Here is a 16,632-nt window from a genome sequence, read left to right as displayed (position 1 = left end):
GTTTTTTATTTTAGCGGAGAAATTATGGAAAAGATCTTAGTTATTCGTAACGATAAATTAGGCGATTTTATGCAAGCATGGCCTGCTTTTGCAATGTTGAAAGCCTCAAATCCAGAGCTAAAATTAACCGCACTTGTGCCGGGTTACACTGCACCTCTAGCGGAAGTTTGTCCATTTATTGATGATGTTATTATTGATAGCAAAAAAAATGATAAAACGGATTTCAAACGTCTTGTGCAGGAAATCAAAGTGCAGCAGTTTGATGGAATGATTAGTTTCTTTTCCAATACCCATAATGGAAAACTCGCTTGGAAAAGTGGGATTAAATATCGCCTTGCACCTGCGACTAAATGGGTTCAAATTCTTTATAATCATCGTCTAACACAACGCCGCTCTCGTTCTGAAAAATCAGAAGCTGAATACAATCAAGATTTAGTCCGCGCTTTTTTGCAAAAGCATAATATGCCAATTGTTGAACCTAAACCACCTTATTTAACTTTTGAGAAAAGTGCGGTGGAAAATCAACGTGTTTTCTTGCAAGAGAGTTTAGGGCTTTTCGCAAATAAAAAATGGATCTTTGTGCATAGTGGTTCTGGTGGTTCAGCAACGAATCTTTCTTTAGCGCAATATGCAGATTTAATTAAAGGCTTATTGGCTGAATTTGATTGCGATGTTGTGCTGACAGCAGGGCCTGGCGAAAGTGAAAACGCCCATAAATTGGCAGCTCTTGTCAATGATTTACGCGTAGTTGTTTACGATAAGAATAAAGGTTTAGTGGATTTTGCCTATTCTTTGGCTTGTGCTGATTTATTTATTGCAGGTTCTACAGGCCCATTGCATTTAAGTAGTGCTTTTAATATTCCGACCATTGGGTTTTATCCAAATAGCCGTTCTTCTCAGCCGAGACGCTGGAAACCCATTAATGATATAGATAAGCATCTTGCTTTTTGCCCACCTGCGGGAAAAGAGACTCAAATGAATTTAGAGTTAATTTCAATAGACAATGCGTTAGCTGAAATATCACTTTTCATACGGAATATGTGGCAAACGAGCAATAATATTTAAGAAGAATTGAACAACGCCACCTATGCTGGTGGCGAAAAGGACAGTACCCAAGCCAACGACACCACCAAGTAAAAAACCAAGTAAACAAACTGATATTTCAAGGCTTGTGCGTACCACGTTGATTCTTAGATGAAAACGTTGGCAAATACCAACCATTAATCCGTCTCGAGGGCCTGCGCCTAAGTGACAAGTGAGATATAAGGCAGTTCCAAAACCATAGAGTAATATACCGATCAGACAGAAGATCATTCGTGAAAAAAGTGCGGTTGGCGGCATCAGTATTTTTGTTGTGATCCCTAGAAATAGAGCAATAATGATAATATTTAATAATGTCCCAAGCCCAAGGCGTAATTTGAGTGGTTTCCATACCAACATTACTGCACAACTAATTAAAAAAGATGACCAGCCAATGTCAAAATTTGTCTGTATTGCTATACCTTGTGAAAGTACAGTCCAAGGTGTCGATCCTAAACCTGATAATACAATAAGCCCATCTCCAATACCTAAAATAGAAAGAGCAAAAAGTAAGATTGAAATGGTTTTATATTGCACTGTCCATAATGATGTGGCAGCCCAAGATGTGTGGGGGATAACGCGTGCTTTTTTCTTCATATTTATTACCTTTTATATTCCGTTTTATCATAAAAGGAAAGACGCAAAAACAGAAATAATTTTGTCAGTTCATTTATATCAAAAACATATTATTTATTTTGAGTAACCGTTTGCATAATGTTTATTTTCTAAAACTGTGATCTTCCTCACGTTTTCAAAATTGTCTATTTTGTTACCATTGCGTACAATACAAAACCATTTTTAAAGGGGACGTTATGTTAGCTTCACTTCAAGATATTCTCGATACGGTTAAAGCCAATAATCTGACTTATCATCAAAAATTAATGACATTAGGCAATATTGCTGAGCGTTTATTTGATCCTCGCGATTTGCTTGGCTATACCGATGAAGAATGGGGCTTTTTACAGAATCAGATGATCTGTGATTTATGTGAAGGTTACGCGATTTATCGCCCTCGCTATATCCTGCCTGATTACAATGTATATATCCAAAAAGGCTGCGAATTTTTAGAGTTGCCGCCACCAAAAGATCTAGATGAAGCACTTGATGGATTATTGATTCTTTACTGCCACGTGCCATCCATTACGACTTATCCTGTTTATGTTGGTCGTCTTGATGTATTGCTCGAACCTTTCATTACTGATGAAGAAAAAGACTACATCAAAATTAAACGTTTCTTAAATCATATCGACAAAACTGTGCCTGATTCATTTTGTCATGCCAATATTGGGCCTTATGATACGAAAGCGGGTCGCTTGATTTTACGCGCGGTGATTGAGCTTGAAGCACCAACACCGAATATGACTATTCGTTATGACAAATCTAAAACGAGCCGTGAGTTTGCTGAACTTGCAGCAAAAGCCTGTTTGTTGGTTTCTAAACCATCTTTTGCAAACGATGCTTATTATATTTCCGATCTAGGCGAAGAATATGGCGTAGCAAGTTGCTATAACGCACTGCCTGAATGTGGCGGTGCTTATACATTAACGCGTTTACGTCTAGGGACAATTGCTCGCACCTGTAAAAGTGCGGATGAAATGGTAAACGAATTATTACCACGTGTGGCAAAATGTGCTCTTTCGACGATGGATAAACGCCATAAGTTTGTAGTGGAAGAAAGTAATTTCTTTAACAGTTCATTCCTCGAAAAAGAAGGCTTTATCAAACGCACTAATTTTACGGGAATGTTCGCAATTGTAGGCTTGGCTGATGCCACAAATCACTTATTGCAATGTGAAGGCTTAAATGAAACCTTTGGTAAGAGCGTTCGTGGCGATGAAATTGCCACAGCGATTATGGATAAATTGAAAGAAATTACTGATGCGCACGAAGGAGTTTATGCCGAACGCACTGGCAATCGTTATTTATTACACGCACAAGTGGGCGCAAGCAACCACGAAGAAGACAAACGCAACGCACCGGCTCATCGTATTCGTGTAGGCGAAGAACCGACTTTACTTGCGCATTTGAAACAGTCTGCACCGTTCCATAAATATTTCCCATCTGGTACAGGGGATTTATTCGCCTTTGATCAAACCTATGTAGATCACTGCGATGCGGTGGTAGATATTATTGATGGTGCATTTTCCTTAGGTTATCGCTACATTACCACCTATTTGAAAAATACAGATTTAATTCGTGTTACAGGTTATTTAGTGAAAAAAAGCGAAGTTGAAAAATATCGCAAAGGCGAAGTTGCATTACGTGATACAACCTGGTATGGCTCGGGTACGGATGAATGTGCCAACGTGTTTGATCGCCAATTACGCGATGAAAAAGATGTCACTGCTGAAAAATAATTGAAAAAATGACCGCACTTTCTGAGATTTTTGTGCCGTTGCATCGGATTATTCCGTTTTCAAATGTAGAAGGGCAAGGCAATCGTACCAGTATTTTTTTACAAGGCTGTAAACTAAATTGCTTGTATTGCCATAATCCAGAAACCATTCCACGTTATACGGAAAGTGCAAAATTAGTCAGTTTACAGTACTTATATGATCAAGTGATGGAAGCTACTCCCTTTATTCGAGGTGTAACGGTTTCTGGTGGAGAACCCACTATTCATCACAAAAAACTTGTGCCACTCTTTAAGGCTTTACGTTCAAAAGGATTGACTTGTTATTTGGATAGTAGTGGCTTTTTTGAATTTGATCGCATTCGTTCGTTAATTGATGTTACTGACAAATTTTTATTCGATCTGAAAGGAGAGGGGGTTGGCTTGCAAACACTTTGTTTCGATCGGAAAAATCAAGCAGGAATCGTACCACAGCAAGTGATGCCAGAACGTTTACATATAAAAAACGACAAACTGGAGCGGAATTTGCAAAATTTAGCTACCTTATTGCCATTAAATAAAGTGGAAGAAGTGCGGTTGGTTTTTTTAAAGCATTTTTTTGATGCGGAACATTTAGTGAGCAAAGCTGCTCAACTACTACGAAATTATCCAGACGTGGCATTAAAAATTATCCGTGTGCATAGTAAAGGTGCGCGTGATGAATCAGGGTTATCAGCATATATTCCAAGTGTGGAAGAAACTAATGCCCTAGCTGCTTATGCACGTCAATGTGGAATTAACAAGGTTTTGACTATTTTATAGACGTTTACAAAAAGTGCGGTGAAAATTCGCCGACTTTTCATAAGAAAACAAGTAGAATAAGCCGAATTTTATTAACTTAACTAATCTAGGGGAATCAAAAATGAGTGTGTTAAGCAGCATTTTGGGAATGGTCGTATTAATCGCTATTGCCGTGTTACTGTCCAATAATCGTAAAGCGATTAGTATTCGAACCGTAATGGGGGCGTTAGCAATCCAAGTAGGATTTGCCGCCCTTATTTTATATGTGCCAGCAGGTAAACAGGCGTTGGGTGCCGCTGCGGATATGGTATCTAACGTTATTGCCTATGGTAACGACGGGATTAATTTCGTTTTCGGCGGATTAGCAGATCCAAGTAAACCATCAGGTTTTATTTTTGCAGTGAAAGTATTACCGATTATCGTGTTCTTCTCTGGCTTAATTTCTGTGCTTTACTATCTCGGCATTATGCAAGTCGTGATTAAAGTATTAGGTGGTGCATTGCAAAAAGCATTGGGTACGTCAAAAGCAGAATCAATGTCTGCGGCGGCGAATATTTTCGTCGGTCAAACTGAAGCACCACTAGTTGTTCGTCCTTACATTAAAAATATGACCCAATCTGAATTATTTGCCATTATGGTAGGTGGAACAGCCTCTATCGCGGGTTCAGTAATGGCGGGTTACGCAGGAATGGGCGTGCCATTGACATACTTAATCGCAGCATCATTTATGGCAGCGCCAGCAGGTTTATTATTTGCGAAATTAATGTTCCCACAAACTGAACAATTCACAGATAAACAACCAGAAGACAATGATTCAGAAAAACCAACTAACGTACTTGAAGCAATGGCGGGCGGTGCGAGTGCAGGTATGCAACTTGCATTAAACGTAGGTGCAATGTTAATCGCATTTGTTGGTTTAATTGCATTAATTAATGGTATTTTAAGTGGCGTTGGTGGCTGGTTTGGCTATGGCGACTTAACGTTACAATCTATCTTTGGTTTAATTTTCAAACCATTAGCATACTTAATCGGTGTAACAGATGGTGCTGAAGCAGGTATTGCAGGACAAATGATCGGGATGAAATTAGCGGTTAATGAATTTGTGGGTTATCTTGAATTTGCAAAATACTTACAACCAGATTCTGCAATTGTATTAACTGAAAAAACCAAAGCTATTATTACTTTCGCACTTTGTGGTTTTGCTAACTTCAGCTCAATTGCAATCTTAATCGGTGGTTTAGGTGGTATGGCTCCAAGCCGTCGTAGTGATGTTGCTCGTTTAGGTATCAAAGCCGTTATCGCTGGTACTCTCGCTAACTTAATGAGTGCAACTATTGCTGGGTTATTTATCGGCTTAGGTGCTGCAGCACTTTAATTTATCTTAATCAATTAAAAAGTGCGGTAAAAATGACCGCACTTTATTCATTTTTATTCATTATCAAAAATTAAGGAAAAATTATGACTCCACATATTAACGCGCCTGAAGGTGCATTTGCTGATGTTGTTTTAATGCCTGGCGATCCACTTCGTGCAAAATACATTGCAGAAACTTTTTTACAAGATGTAGTTGAAGTAACGAATGTTCGTAATATGCTTGGTTTTACTGGAACTTACAAAGGTCGTAAAATTTCTATTATGGGACATGGAATGGGGATCCCATCTTGCTCTATTTACGCGAAAGAATTAATTACTGAATATGGCGTGAAAAAAATCATCCGTGTAGGGTCTTGTGGTGCTGTTCGTATGGACGTAAAAGTGCGCGATGTGATTATCGGTTTAGGTGCATGTACTGATTCAAAAGTAAACCGTATTCGTTTCAAAGATAACGACTTTGCAGCTATTGCTGACTTTGATATGGCACAAGCCGCAGTTCAAGCTGCAAAAGCAAAAGGCAAAGCCGTTCGTGTCGGTAACCTATTCTCCGCTGATTTATTCTATACACCTGATGTTGAAATGTTCGATGTAATGGAAAAATACGGTATCTTAGGCGTGGAAATGGAAGCTGCTGGAATTTATGGTGTGGCTGCAGAATATGGTGTGAAAGCATTAACGATTTGTACCGTGTCTGACCACATTCGTACTCACGAACAAACCACGGCAGAAGAACGTCAATTAACATTCAATGATATGATTGAAATTGCGTTAGATTCAGTATTAATTGGTGATGCGCAATAATTTCTTGTAGCGGATTTAAGAAGTGCTTGAAAAACAACCGCACTTTTTATATAATCCGCGCCCATTATGAGCCGTTCGCGGCTCATATTTTTGTGTGGTGCAATATGTTGCACTGAAAATTATCGGGGAGCTATTTAATAGCGTTATTACCCAATTAGAGGAAAACTAAAATGGCAAAAAAAGTCCAAGCCTATGTTAAGTTGCAAGTTGCAGCTGGTATGGCAAACCCATCACCACCAGTTGGTCCTGCATTAGGTCAGCAAGGTGTGAACATTATGGAATTTTGTAAAGCATTCAACGCTCGTACTGAGAGCTTAGAAAAAGGTTTACCAATTCCAGTTGTTATCACTGTCTATGCAGACCGTTCATTTACTTTCGTCACTAAAACTCCACCAGCAGCAGTATTATTGAAAAAAGCTGCAGGTATCAAATCTGGTTCTGGTAAACCGAACAAAGATAAAGTGGGTAAAGTAACTTTAGATCAAGTTCGTCAAATCGCTGAAACTAAAGCAGCAGATATGACTGGTGCGACTATCGAAACCAAAATGAAATCAATCGCTGGTACTGCTCGTTCAATGGGCTTAGTGGTGGAGGAATAATACGATGGCTAAATTGACTAAAAAAATGAAAGCAATCAAAGCTGGCGTAGATTCTACTAAAGCATATGAAATCAACGAAGCAATCGCAGTATTAAAACAATTCGCAACGGCTAAATTCGTAGAAAGCGTTGATGTTGCAGTAAACTTAGGTATCGATCCTCGTAAATCTGACCAAAACGTGCGTGGTGCAACTGTATTACCACACGGTACTGGTCGCGAAGTACGCGTAGCTGTGTTCACTCAAGGTGCTAACGCAGATGCAGCTAAAGAAGCTGGTGCTGATTTAGTCGGTATGGAAGATTTAGCAGAGCAAATCAAAAAAGGCGAAATGAACTTTGATGTTGTTATCGCTTCTCCTGATGCAATGCGTGTTGTTGGTCAATTAGGTCAAGTATTAGGCCCACGTGGTTTAATGCCAAACCCTAAAGTTGGTACTGTAACTCCAAACGTTGCTGAAGCAGTTAAAAATGCTAAATCTGGTCAGATCCGTTATCGTAATGATAAAAACGGTATCATCCACACCACTATCGGTAAAGCAAACTTCTCTGAAGTTCAATTAAAAGAAAACCTTCAAGCATTATTGGCTGCTTTAAACAAAGCAAAACCAACTACTGCAAAAGGTATCTTCATCAAGAAAGTAAGCATCTCTACCACTATGGGTGCAGGTGTTGCTGTTGATCAAGCTTCTTTATAATTTAAAGAATTGATAGATTTTAAACCGCACTTTTTGAAAGTGCGGTTTTTTTATTTCATAAAATTTCTCCATACGTTTTAAACTTGACGAGAAAGCTACATTCATTTAAAATTTACCGCCTTAAAATTAGCAAAGATTTAGATTGATTTTTAATCAATTTTGACCTTTTATTGTTTAATTTAACCGTGTTTTTGATAGAAAGCACATCCATACAATGATAAATTCACCGTTATTTGTCGTTGTTTTGCTCAAGTTGTCGTCCTATGTAATTTGAGTTGTCACCCCACTACAGAAGTAAGGTTCAGAGTGCGGTCATTTTAACGGTCATTCACGTCACAGTTAGTTTGTGGCTAGGTCACTGAACAGTTAGCAGAGGAAAACCAATGGGTTACTCCTATTCTGAAAAAAAACGAATTCGTAAAGATTTCGGTAAACGTCCGCAAGTTTTAAATGTTCCTTATTTATTAACCATTCAGTTAGATTCTTTTGATAAATTTATTCAAAAAGATCCTGAAGGTCAGCAAGGTTTAGAAGCGGCATTTCGTTCTGTATTCCCGATTGTAAGCAATAATGGCTATACAGAATTACAATATGTAGATTATCGTTTAGAAGAACCTGAATTTGATGTACGTGAGTGCCAAATTCGTGGCTCAACTTATGCAGCAGGCTTACGTGTAAAATTACGTTTAGTGAGCTACGATAAAGAATCTTCTTCACGCGCAGTTAAAGATATTAAAGAAAATGAAGTTTATATGGGCGAAATCCCATTAATGACTGATAACGGTACTTTCGTAATTAATGGTACCGAGCGTGTTATCGTTTCACAATTACACCGTAGTCCAGGCGTATTCTTCGATTCTGACAAAGGTAAAACCCATTCTTCAGGTAAAGTGCTTTATAACGCACGTATTATTCCTTACCGTGGTTCTTGGTTAGATTTTGAATTTGATCCAAAAGATAACTTATTTGCACGTATTGACCGTCGCCGTAAATTGCCGGCAACAATCATTCTTCGTGCATTAGGTTACACCACTGAAGAAATCTTAAATCTATTCTTTGATAAAATTACCTTTGAAATCGCTGGCGATAAATTGTTAATGACTTTAGTGCCAGAACGTTTACGTGGTGAAACAGCTTCTTTTGATATTGAAGCAAATGGCAAAGTTTATGTTGAACGTGGTCGTCGTATTACCGCACGTCATATCAAAGCATTAGAAAAAGATAATATCTCACAAGTGGTTGTGCCTTCTGAATATATTTTAGGTAAAGTTGCATCTAAAGATTATGTTGATTTAGAGTCTGGCGAAATTATTTGTCCTGCAAATGGCGAAATTTCGTTAGAAACCCTCGCAAAATTAGCACAAGCTGGTTACACCACAATCGAAACTCTATTTACTAACGATTTAGATTACGGTCCATATATTTCTGAAACGCTACGTGTCGATCCTACTTATGATAAAACCAGTGCGCTTTACGAAATTTATCGTATGATGCGTCCGGGCGAGCCACCAACACCAGAATCTTCAGAAGCGTTATTCAATAATTTATTCTTCTCTGCAGAACGTTATGATTTATCTGCAGTAGGTCGTATGAAATTTAACCGTTCTTTAGCTTTTCCAGAAGGGGAAGGTGCGGGTATTTTAAGCAATGAAGATATTATTGCGGTAATGCGTAAATTGATTGACATCCGTAATGGTCGCGGCGAAGTAGACGATATTGACCATTTGGGTAACCGTCGTATCCGTAGCGTGGGCGAAATGGCTGAAAACCAATTCCGTATCGGTTTAGTGCGTGTTGAAAGAGCGGTCAAAGAACGTCTATCTTTAGGCGATTTAGATGCGATCACGCCACAAGACTTAATTAACCCGAAACCGATTTCTGCGGCAGTAAAAGAATTCTTTGGTTCTTCACAGCTTTCGCAATTTATGGATCAAAACAACCCATTGTCAGAAGTGACACACAAACGTCGTATTTCTGCATTAGGTCCGGGCGGTTTAACACGTGAGCGCGCAGGCTTTGAAGTGCGTGACGTACATAATACTCACTATGGTCGTTTATGTCCGATTGAAACCCCTGAAGGTCCAAACATCGGTTTGATCAACTCACTTTCTGCGTTTGCACGTACTAATGATTATGGTTTCTTAGAAACGCCATATCGTAAAGTAATTGATGGCCAAGTGACTGAAGAAATTGAATATTTATCTGCAATTGATGAAGCAAACTATATCATCGCACAGGCAAACTCAAACTTAGACGAAAATAACCGCTTTACAGATGCATTTGTTACTGCTCGTGGCGAACGTGGCGAATCTGGTTTATATAAACCTGAAGATATTCACTATATGGACGTTTCGACACAACAAGTGGTATCTGTTGCGGCTGCATTAATTCCATTCCTTGAGCATGACGATGCGAACCGTGCGTTGATGGGGGCGAACATGCAACGTCAAGCAGTTCCAACATTACGTGCGGACAAACCATTAGTTGGTACAGGTATGGAAAAACCAATTGCACTTGACTCTGGTGTGGCGGTTGTTGCAAAACGTGGTGGTACCGTTCAGTACGTCGATGCGTCTCGTATCGTGATTAAAGTAAATGAAGATGAAACCATTGCAGGCGAAGCAGGTATTGATATTTATAACTTAATTAAATACACCCGCTCTAACCAAAATACTTGTATTAACCAAATTCCTTGTGTGAATTTAGGCGATCCAATTAATCGTGGCGAAGTATTAGCAGATGGCCCTTCAACTGATTTGGGCGAACTTGCATTGGGTCAAAACATTCGTGTGGCGTTTATGCCTTGGAATGGTTATAACTTTGAAGACTCAATGTTAGTTTCTGAACGTGTTGTTCAACAAGACCGTTTTACTACAATTCACATTCAAGAGTTATCTTGTGTTGCGCGTGATACTAAATTAGGTTCAGAAGAAATTACGGCAGATATTCCAAACGTAGGGGAGTCTGCATTAAGTAAACTTGATGAATCTGGTATCGTTTATGTTGGTGCCGAAGTTAAAGGTGGCGACATCTTAGTAGGTAAAGTAACCCCTAAAGGCGAAACTCAATTAACCCCAGAAGAAAAATTGTTACGTGCAATCTTTGGGGAAAAAGCTTCCGATGTGAAAGATTCTTCATTACGCGTGCCAAATGGTACATCAGGTACGGTTATTGATGTTCAAGTCTTCACTCGTGATGGCGTAGAAAAAGATAAACGTGCATTAGAAATCGAAGAAATGCAACTTCGTGAAGCGAAAAAAGATTTAACTGAAGAGTTAGAGATTTTAGAAGCTGGTTTATTTGCTCGTGTGCGTAATCTTCTTATTTCTAGTGGTGCTGATGCAGTGCAATTAGATAAAGTAGAGCGTACTAAATGGTTAGAACAAACCATTGCAGATGAAGAAAAACAAAATCAATTAGAACAGCTTGCTGAGCAATACGAAGAACTTCGTAAAGAGTTTGAACATAAACTTGAAGTGAAACGTAAGAAAATCATTAAAGGCGATGATCTTGCACCGGGCGTATTAAAAGTGGTTAAAGTTTACCTCGCAGTGAAACGTCAAATCCAACCAGGCGATAAAATGGCGGGTCGTCACGGTAACAAAGGTGTTATTTCGAAAATTAACCCAGTTGAAGATATGCCATACGATGAAAATGGTCAGCCAGTTGAAATCGTATTAAACCCACTGGGCGTACCGTCTCGTATGAACATCGGTCAGATCCTTGAAACTCACTTAGGTTTAGCAGCAAAAGGTATTGGTGATCAAATCAATGCAATGCTTAAACAAAAACAAGAAGTGGAAAAATTACGTAGCTATATCCAAAAAGCATACGATTTATTAGGTAATGGTTCACAAAAAGTGGATTTAAGCACCTTTACTGATGAAGAAGTATTGCGTTTAGCGGGAAATTTACGTAAGGGCTTACCAGTTGCAACGCCGGTGTTCGATGGTGCAGACGAAGCGGAAATCAAAGAGCTATTAAAACTTGGTGGATTACCAACTTCAGGTCAAATTATCCTTTACGATGGTCGTACTGGCGAGAAATTTGAACGTCCAGTAACCGTAGGTTATATGTACATGCTCAAATTGAACCACTTAGTCGATGATAAAATGCACGCTCGTTCAACAGGTTCTTATAGCCTTGTTACACAACAGCCATTGGGTGGTAAAGCGCAATTTGGTGGTCAGCGTTTCGGTGAGATGGAGGTATGGGCTCTTGAAGCATATGGTGCAGCCTACACCTTACAAGAAATGCTAACTGTGAAATCCGATGATGTGAATGGTCGTACGAAGATGTATAAAAATATCGTAAGTGGCAACCAACATATGGATCCAGGCACACCAGAATCTTTCAACGTAATTATGAAAGAAATCCGCTCACTTGGTTTAAATATCGAGTTAGATGAAGAGTAATTTCATTCTTGCCTTCCCCTGCTTGCGGGGGAAGGTGCCCGAAGGGCGGAAGGGGGCAATTCCCCCCTCAGCCTGCGGCAGCTCCCCCCGTAAACAGGGGGAGCGAAGAGAAAGAATGACGAAACAATAAATCGCCGAAGTGCGGTCAAAATTCTCTGAAATTTTTAACCGCACTTTAAACCTTTAACTCCGACAGGAGAACATTTGTGAAAGACTTAGTTAAGTTTTTAAAAGCACAATCAAAAACCAGTGAAGATTTTGATGTGATTAAAATTGGGTTAGCTTCCCCAGATATGATCCGTTCTTGGTCATTTGGTGAAGTGAAGAAACCTGAAACCATTAACTACCGTACGTTCAAACCTGAACGTGATGGTCTTTTCTGTGCGCGTATCTTCGGGCCTGTAAAAGATTACGAATGTTTATGTGGTAAATATAAACGTTTAAAACACCGTGGTGTGATTTGTGAAAAATGTGGTGTTGAAGTCACTCAAACTAAAGTTCGTCGTGAACGTATGGGTCATATTGAACTTGCATCGCCAGTTGCACATATTTGGTTCTTAAAATCGTTACCATCTCGTATCGGTTTACTTTTAGATATGCCATTGCGCGATATCGAACGTGTACTTTACTTTGAAATGTACATCGTGACTGAGCCAGGTATGACGGACTTGGAGCGCGGTCAATTATTAACTGAAGAACAATACCTTGACGCTGAAGATCGTTGGCAAGATGAATTTGAAGCGAAAATGGGTGCCGAAGCGATTCAAGATCTCTTAAAAGGTATGGATCTTGAAGCTGAATGTGAAAAATTACGTGAAGAATTACAAGAAACTAACTCTGAAACTAAACGTAAAAAAATCACTAAACGCTTAAAATTATTAGAAGCATTTGTTCAATCTGGTAATAAACCAGAATGGATGGTAATGACTGTATTACCAGTTCTTCCACCAGATTTACGTCCATTAGTGCCGCTTGATGGTGGTCGTTTTGCGACTTCAGATTTGAACGATTTATATCGTCGTGTGATCAACCGTAACAACCGTTTAAAACGTTTATTAGATTTAATTGCACCAGATATTATTGTGCGTAACGAAAAACGTATGTTACAAGAATCTGTTGATGCGTTATTAGATAATGGTCGTCGTGGTCGTGCAATTACGGGCTCTAACCGTCGTCCATTAAAATCATTAGCGGATATGATCAAAGGTAAACAAGGTCGTTTCCGTCAAAATTTATTAGGTAAACGTGTTGATTACTCTGGTCGTTCTGTAATCACTGTAGGTCCATACTTGCACTTACACCAATGTGGTTTACCGAAGAAAATGGCCTTGGAATTATTCCGTCCGTTTATCTATGCGAAATTAGAAAGCCGTGGTTATGCAACGACAATCAAAGCGGCGAAGAAAATGGTTGAGCGTGAAGATGCGATCGTTTGGGATATTCTTGCAGAAGTTATTCGTGAACACCCAATTCTATTGAACCGTGCGCCAACACTTCACCGTTTGGGTATCCAAGCCTTTGAACCAATCTTAATCGAAGGTAAAGCGATTCAATTACACCCACTTGTTTGTGCAGCGTTTAACGCGGACTTCGATGGTGACCAAATGGCGGTACATGTTCCATTAACCCTTGAAGCGCAATTAGAAGCTCGTGCGTTGATGATGTCCACTAACAACGTGCTTTCACCAGCAAACGGTGATCCAATTATCGTTCCATCACAAGACGTGGTATTAGGTCTTTATTATATGACCCGCGAAAAAGTGAACGGTAAAGGCGAAGGTATGTTATTGCAAGATCCTCGCGAAGCTGAAAAAGCATATCGTACAGGCGAAGCAGAATTACATTCTCGCGTGAAAGTGCGTATTACTGAATATGTGAAAAATGAAGCGGGCGAATTTGATGCGAAAATCACGCTAACCGATACAACTATTGGTCGTGCGATTTTATGGATGATTGCACCAAAAGGTATGCCTTATTCATTGTTTAACCAAACATTAGGTAAAAAAGCTATTTCTAAACTGATTAACGAAGCATATCGTCGTTTAGGCTTAAAAGAAGCGGTAATGTTTGCTGACCAAATTATGTATACCGGTTTTGCGTATGCGGCACGTTCTGGTTCATCAGTTGGTATTGATGATATGGAAATTCCAGCGAAGAAATATGAAATTATTTCTGCAGCGGAAGAAGAAGTGGCAGAGATCCAAGAACAATTCCAATCAGGTCTTGTGACTGCAGGCGAACGCTATAATAAAGTAATCGATATTTGGGCTGCGGCGAATGAGCGCGTAGCGAAAGCGATGATGGAAAACTTATCTCAAGAAGAAGTCATCAATCGCGAAGGTAATCCTGAAAAACAAGCATCCTTTAACAGTATCTTTATGATGGCGGATTCTGGTGCGCGTGGTTCTGCAGCGCAGATTCGTCAGTTAGCTGGTATGCGTGGTTTGATGGCACGTCCAGATGGCTCGATCATCGAAACCCCAATTACAGCGAACTTCCGTGAAGGTTTGAACGTATTACAGTACTTTATTTCAACCCACGGTGCGCGTAAAGGTTTGGCGGATACCGCATTAAAAACAGCGAACTCTGGTTACTTAACTCGTCGTTTAGTTGATGTAGCACAAGATTTAGTGATTGTAGAAGATGACTGTGGTACGCACGAAGGCTTAGTAATGACCCCATTAATCGAAGGTGGAGATGAAAAAGTGCCACTTCGTGAATTAGTATTAGGTCGTGTTGCTGCAGAAGATATTTTAAAACCAGGTACAGAAGAAGTATTAATTCCTCGTAACACGTTATTAGATGAAAAACTCTGTGATGTGTTGGATGCAAACTCTGTGGACAGCGTAAAAGTACGTTCTGTTGTAACTTGTAATACTAACTTTGGCGTGTGTGCGAAATGTTACGGTCGTGATCTTGCTCGTGGTCATTTAATTAACCAAGGCGAAGCGGTGGGCGTTATTGCCGCTCAATCTATCGGTGAGCCGGGTACACAGCTAACAATGCGTACGTTCCATATTGGTGGTGCGGCATCTGCGGCAGCGAAAGAATCTAGTGTGCAAATTAAAAACACTGGTACGGTGCATTTAATGAATGCAAAATTCGTCACTAACGATGAAGGAAAACTAGTATTAACTTCTCGTAACACGGAATTAACTATTACCGATGCATTTGGTCGTACTAAAGAACACTATAAAGTGCCTTACGGTGCGGTGTTAAGTAAAGGTGACGGCCAAGCTGTAACAGCTGGCGAAACTATCGCAAATTGGGATCCACATACCATGCCAGTTGTCTCTGAAGTATCTGGTTTTGTGAAATTTGTAGACATTATTGATGGATTAACTGTGACTCGTCAAACTGATGAATTAACAGGTTTATCATCAATCGTCGTTCAAGATGTAGGGGAACGTGCAACTGCGGGTAAAGATTTACGTCCAACTATTAAATTGGTTGATGCAAATGGCAACGATATTTTCTTACCTGAAACTGATGTTCTTGCACAGTACTTCTTACCAGGTAAATCAATCGTAAGTTTAGATGATGGCGCAGCAGTGAAAGTAGGGGAACCATTAGCACGTATTCCACAAGAATCTGTGGGTACTAAAGATATTACTGGTGGTCTACCACGCGTTGCGGATTTATTTGAAGCACGTAAACCAAAAGAACCCGCTATCTTGGCTGAAATTTCTGGTATCGTGTCTTTCGGTAAAGAAACCAAAGGTAAACGCCGTTTATTAATTACTCCTACAGAAGGCGAAACTTACGAAGAAATGATTCCAAAATGGCGTCAGCTCAACGTATTTGAAGGCGAAATGGTACAGCGTGGTGACGTAATTTCTGATGGTGCTGAAACACCACATGATATTTTACGTTTACGTGGTGTGCGTGCAGTAACTGAATACATCGTGAACGAGGTACAAGATGTTTACCGTTTACAAGGGGTAAAAATCAACGATAAACATATCGAAGTTATCGTTCGTCAAATGTTACGTAAAGCGGTAATTACTAAAGCTTACGACTCAGAATTCCTTGAAGGGGAACAAGTTGAAGTGGCTCGCGTGAAAATTGTTAATCGCCAACGCGAAGCAGAGGGCAAACCGCCAGTTGAATTTGAACGCGAATTATTGGGTATTACTAAAGCGTCACTTGCGACTGAATCCTTCATTTCTGCCGCATCGTTCCAAGAAACTACACGTGTTCTTACTGAAGCAGCTGTGGCAGGTAAACGTGATGAATTGCGTGGCTTGAAAGAGAACGTAATCGTAGGTCGTTTAATTCCAGCAGGTACAGGTTTTGCGTATCATCAAAATCGTCATAAACATCGTTTAGTTGATGATGTCGTAGCGAAATTATCTGAAGAAGATGAAGCCGCTATCGCTGATGAATTTGTCATGACTGCAGACGATGCAAGTGCAAGCTTAGCTGAAATGCTTAATATGGCAGATGATGCGGAATAATTAATTCCCTGTACAAGAAAACCCGAATGAAAGTTCGGGTTTTTTATTTTTATGAAAATGGGTAGAGGTTTTATTCCAG

At 39.7% G+C, this 16,632-nt stretch carries 10 protein-coding genes; 9 read left to right on the top strand and 1 reads right to left on the bottom strand.

The window, feature by feature from the left end; translation table 11 throughout:
- Positions 1-24: 24 nt before the first annotated feature.
- Complete coding sequence (locus ACPT8Q_RS01425; RefSeq protein WP_050948936.1) at positions 25-1,065, top strand: glycosyltransferase family 9 protein; 1,041 nt, start codon at positions 25-27, stop codon at positions 1,063-1,065.
- Here ACPT8Q_RS01425 and ACPT8Q_RS01420 read toward each other — a convergent pair.
- Positions 1,021-1,677: a YczE/YyaS/YitT family protein gene (locus ACPT8Q_RS01420; RefSeq protein WP_050948935.1), complete on the bottom strand. Its 657-nt coding sequence runs from the start codon at positions 1,675-1,677 to the stop codon at positions 1,021-1,023. The two genes, ACPT8Q_RS01425 and ACPT8Q_RS01420, sit on opposite strands and share 45 nt — an antisense overlap.
- Positions 1,678-1,892: 215 nt before the next feature.
- On the opposite strand from ACPT8Q_RS01420, the gene ACPT8Q_RS01415 reads away from it, so the two are divergent.
- The 8 genes from ACPT8Q_RS01415 (at position 1,893) to rpoC (ending at position 16,553) form a co-directional block, all read left to right on the top strand.
- A complete protein-coding gene (locus tag ACPT8Q_RS01415; protein ID WP_061671423.1) occupies positions 1,893-3,437 on the top strand; it encodes a YjjI family glycine radical enzyme in 1,545 nt (514 codons plus the stop codon).
- An 8-nt stretch (positions 3,438-3,445) separates the two neighbouring features.
- Positions 3,446-4,234, top strand: a complete 789-nt coding sequence (locus ACPT8Q_RS01410) for a 4Fe-4S cluster-binding domain-containing protein (protein ID WP_005651970.1) — start codon at positions 3,446-3,448, stop codon at positions 4,232-4,234.
- A 100-nt stretch (positions 4,235-4,334) separates the two neighbouring features.
- Positions 4,335-5,588, top strand: a complete 1,254-nt coding sequence (locus tag ACPT8Q_RS01405; RefSeq protein ID WP_061671422.1) for a NupC/NupG family nucleoside CNT transporter — start codon at positions 4,335-4,337, stop codon at positions 5,586-5,588.
- A gap of 83 nt (positions 5,589-5,671) precedes the next feature.
- Positions 5,672-6,388, top strand: coding sequence for a purine-nucleoside phosphorylase (gene deoD, locus ACPT8Q_RS01400; RefSeq protein ID WP_005651974.1), 717 nt, complete (start codon positions 5,672-5,674; stop codon positions 6,386-6,388).
- Positions 6,389-6,558: 170 nt separating this feature from the next.
- Positions 6,559-6,987 carry a 50S ribosomal protein L11 gene (gene rplK, locus ACPT8Q_RS01395; protein WP_005630840.1) on the top strand — a complete coding sequence of 143 codons (429 nt, stop codon included), beginning with the start codon at positions 6,559-6,561 and terminating at the stop codon, positions 6,985-6,987.
- Positions 6,988-6,991: 4 nt separating this feature from the next.
- Positions 6,992-7,681: a 50S ribosomal protein L1 gene (rplA, locus tag ACPT8Q_RS01390; protein WP_005649467.1), complete on the top strand. Its 690-nt coding sequence runs from the start codon at positions 6,992-6,994 to the stop codon at positions 7,679-7,681.
- Between the two features lie 383 nt (positions 7,682-8,064).
- Positions 8,065-12,096, top strand: a complete 4,032-nt coding sequence (gene rpoB / locus ACPT8Q_RS01385; RefSeq protein ID WP_061837035.1) for a DNA-directed RNA polymerase subunit beta — start codon at positions 8,065-8,067, stop codon at positions 12,094-12,096.
- A 206-nt stretch (positions 12,097-12,302) separates the two neighbouring features.
- The gene (rpoC, locus tag ACPT8Q_RS01380) at positions 12,303-16,553 is read left to right on the top strand and encodes a DNA-directed RNA polymerase subunit beta' (RefSeq protein WP_050948932.1); all 4,251 of its coding nucleotides are present in this window, start codon (positions 12,303-12,305) and stop codon (positions 16,551-16,553) included.
- Positions 16,554-16,632 lie beyond the last annotated feature (79 nt).

The organism is Haemophilus sp. HN_Hi10, from assembly GCF_049821985.1.
In the GTDB taxonomy this organism is placed as follows: Bacteria; Pseudomonadota; Gammaproteobacteria; order Enterobacterales; family Pasteurellaceae; genus Haemophilus; species Haemophilus influenzae_D.
The sequence above is the reverse complement of the archived record's forward strand: the minus strand, read 5'-3'. Positions and strand labels throughout refer to the sequence as shown.

Excerpts from the sequence above, each read along its gene's own strand:
- ACPT8Q_RS01425 (WP_050948936.1), top strand. The coding sequence starts at position 25 with ATGGAAAAGATCTTAGTTATTCGTAACGATAAATTAGGCGATTTTATG.
- ACPT8Q_RS01420 (WP_050948935.1), bottom strand. The coding sequence starts at position 1,677 with ATGAAGAAAAAAGCACGCGTTATCCCCCACACATCTTGGGCTGCCACA.
- ACPT8Q_RS01415 (WP_061671423.1), top strand. The coding sequence starts at position 1,893 with ATGTTAGCTTCACTTCAAGATATTCTCGATACGGTTAAAGCCAATAAT.
- ACPT8Q_RS01410 (WP_005651970.1), top strand. The coding sequence starts at position 3,446 with ATGACCGCACTTTCTGAGATTTTTGTGCCGTTGCATCGGATTATTCCG.
- ACPT8Q_RS01405 (WP_061671422.1), top strand. The coding sequence starts at position 4,335 with ATGAGTGTGTTAAGCAGCATTTTGGGAATGGTCGTATTAATCGCTATT.
- deoD (WP_005651974.1), top strand. The coding sequence starts at position 5,672 with ATGACTCCACATATTAACGCGCCTGAAGGTGCATTTGCTGATGTTGTT.
- rplK (WP_005630840.1), top strand. The coding sequence starts at position 6,559 with ATGGCAAAAAAAGTCCAAGCCTATGTTAAGTTGCAAGTTGCAGCTGGT.
- rplA (WP_005649467.1), top strand. The coding sequence starts at position 6,992 with ATGGCTAAATTGACTAAAAAAATGAAAGCAATCAAAGCTGGCGTAGAT.
- rpoB (WP_061837035.1), top strand. The coding sequence starts at position 8,065 with ATGGGTTACTCCTATTCTGAAAAAAAACGAATTCGTAAAGATTTCGGT.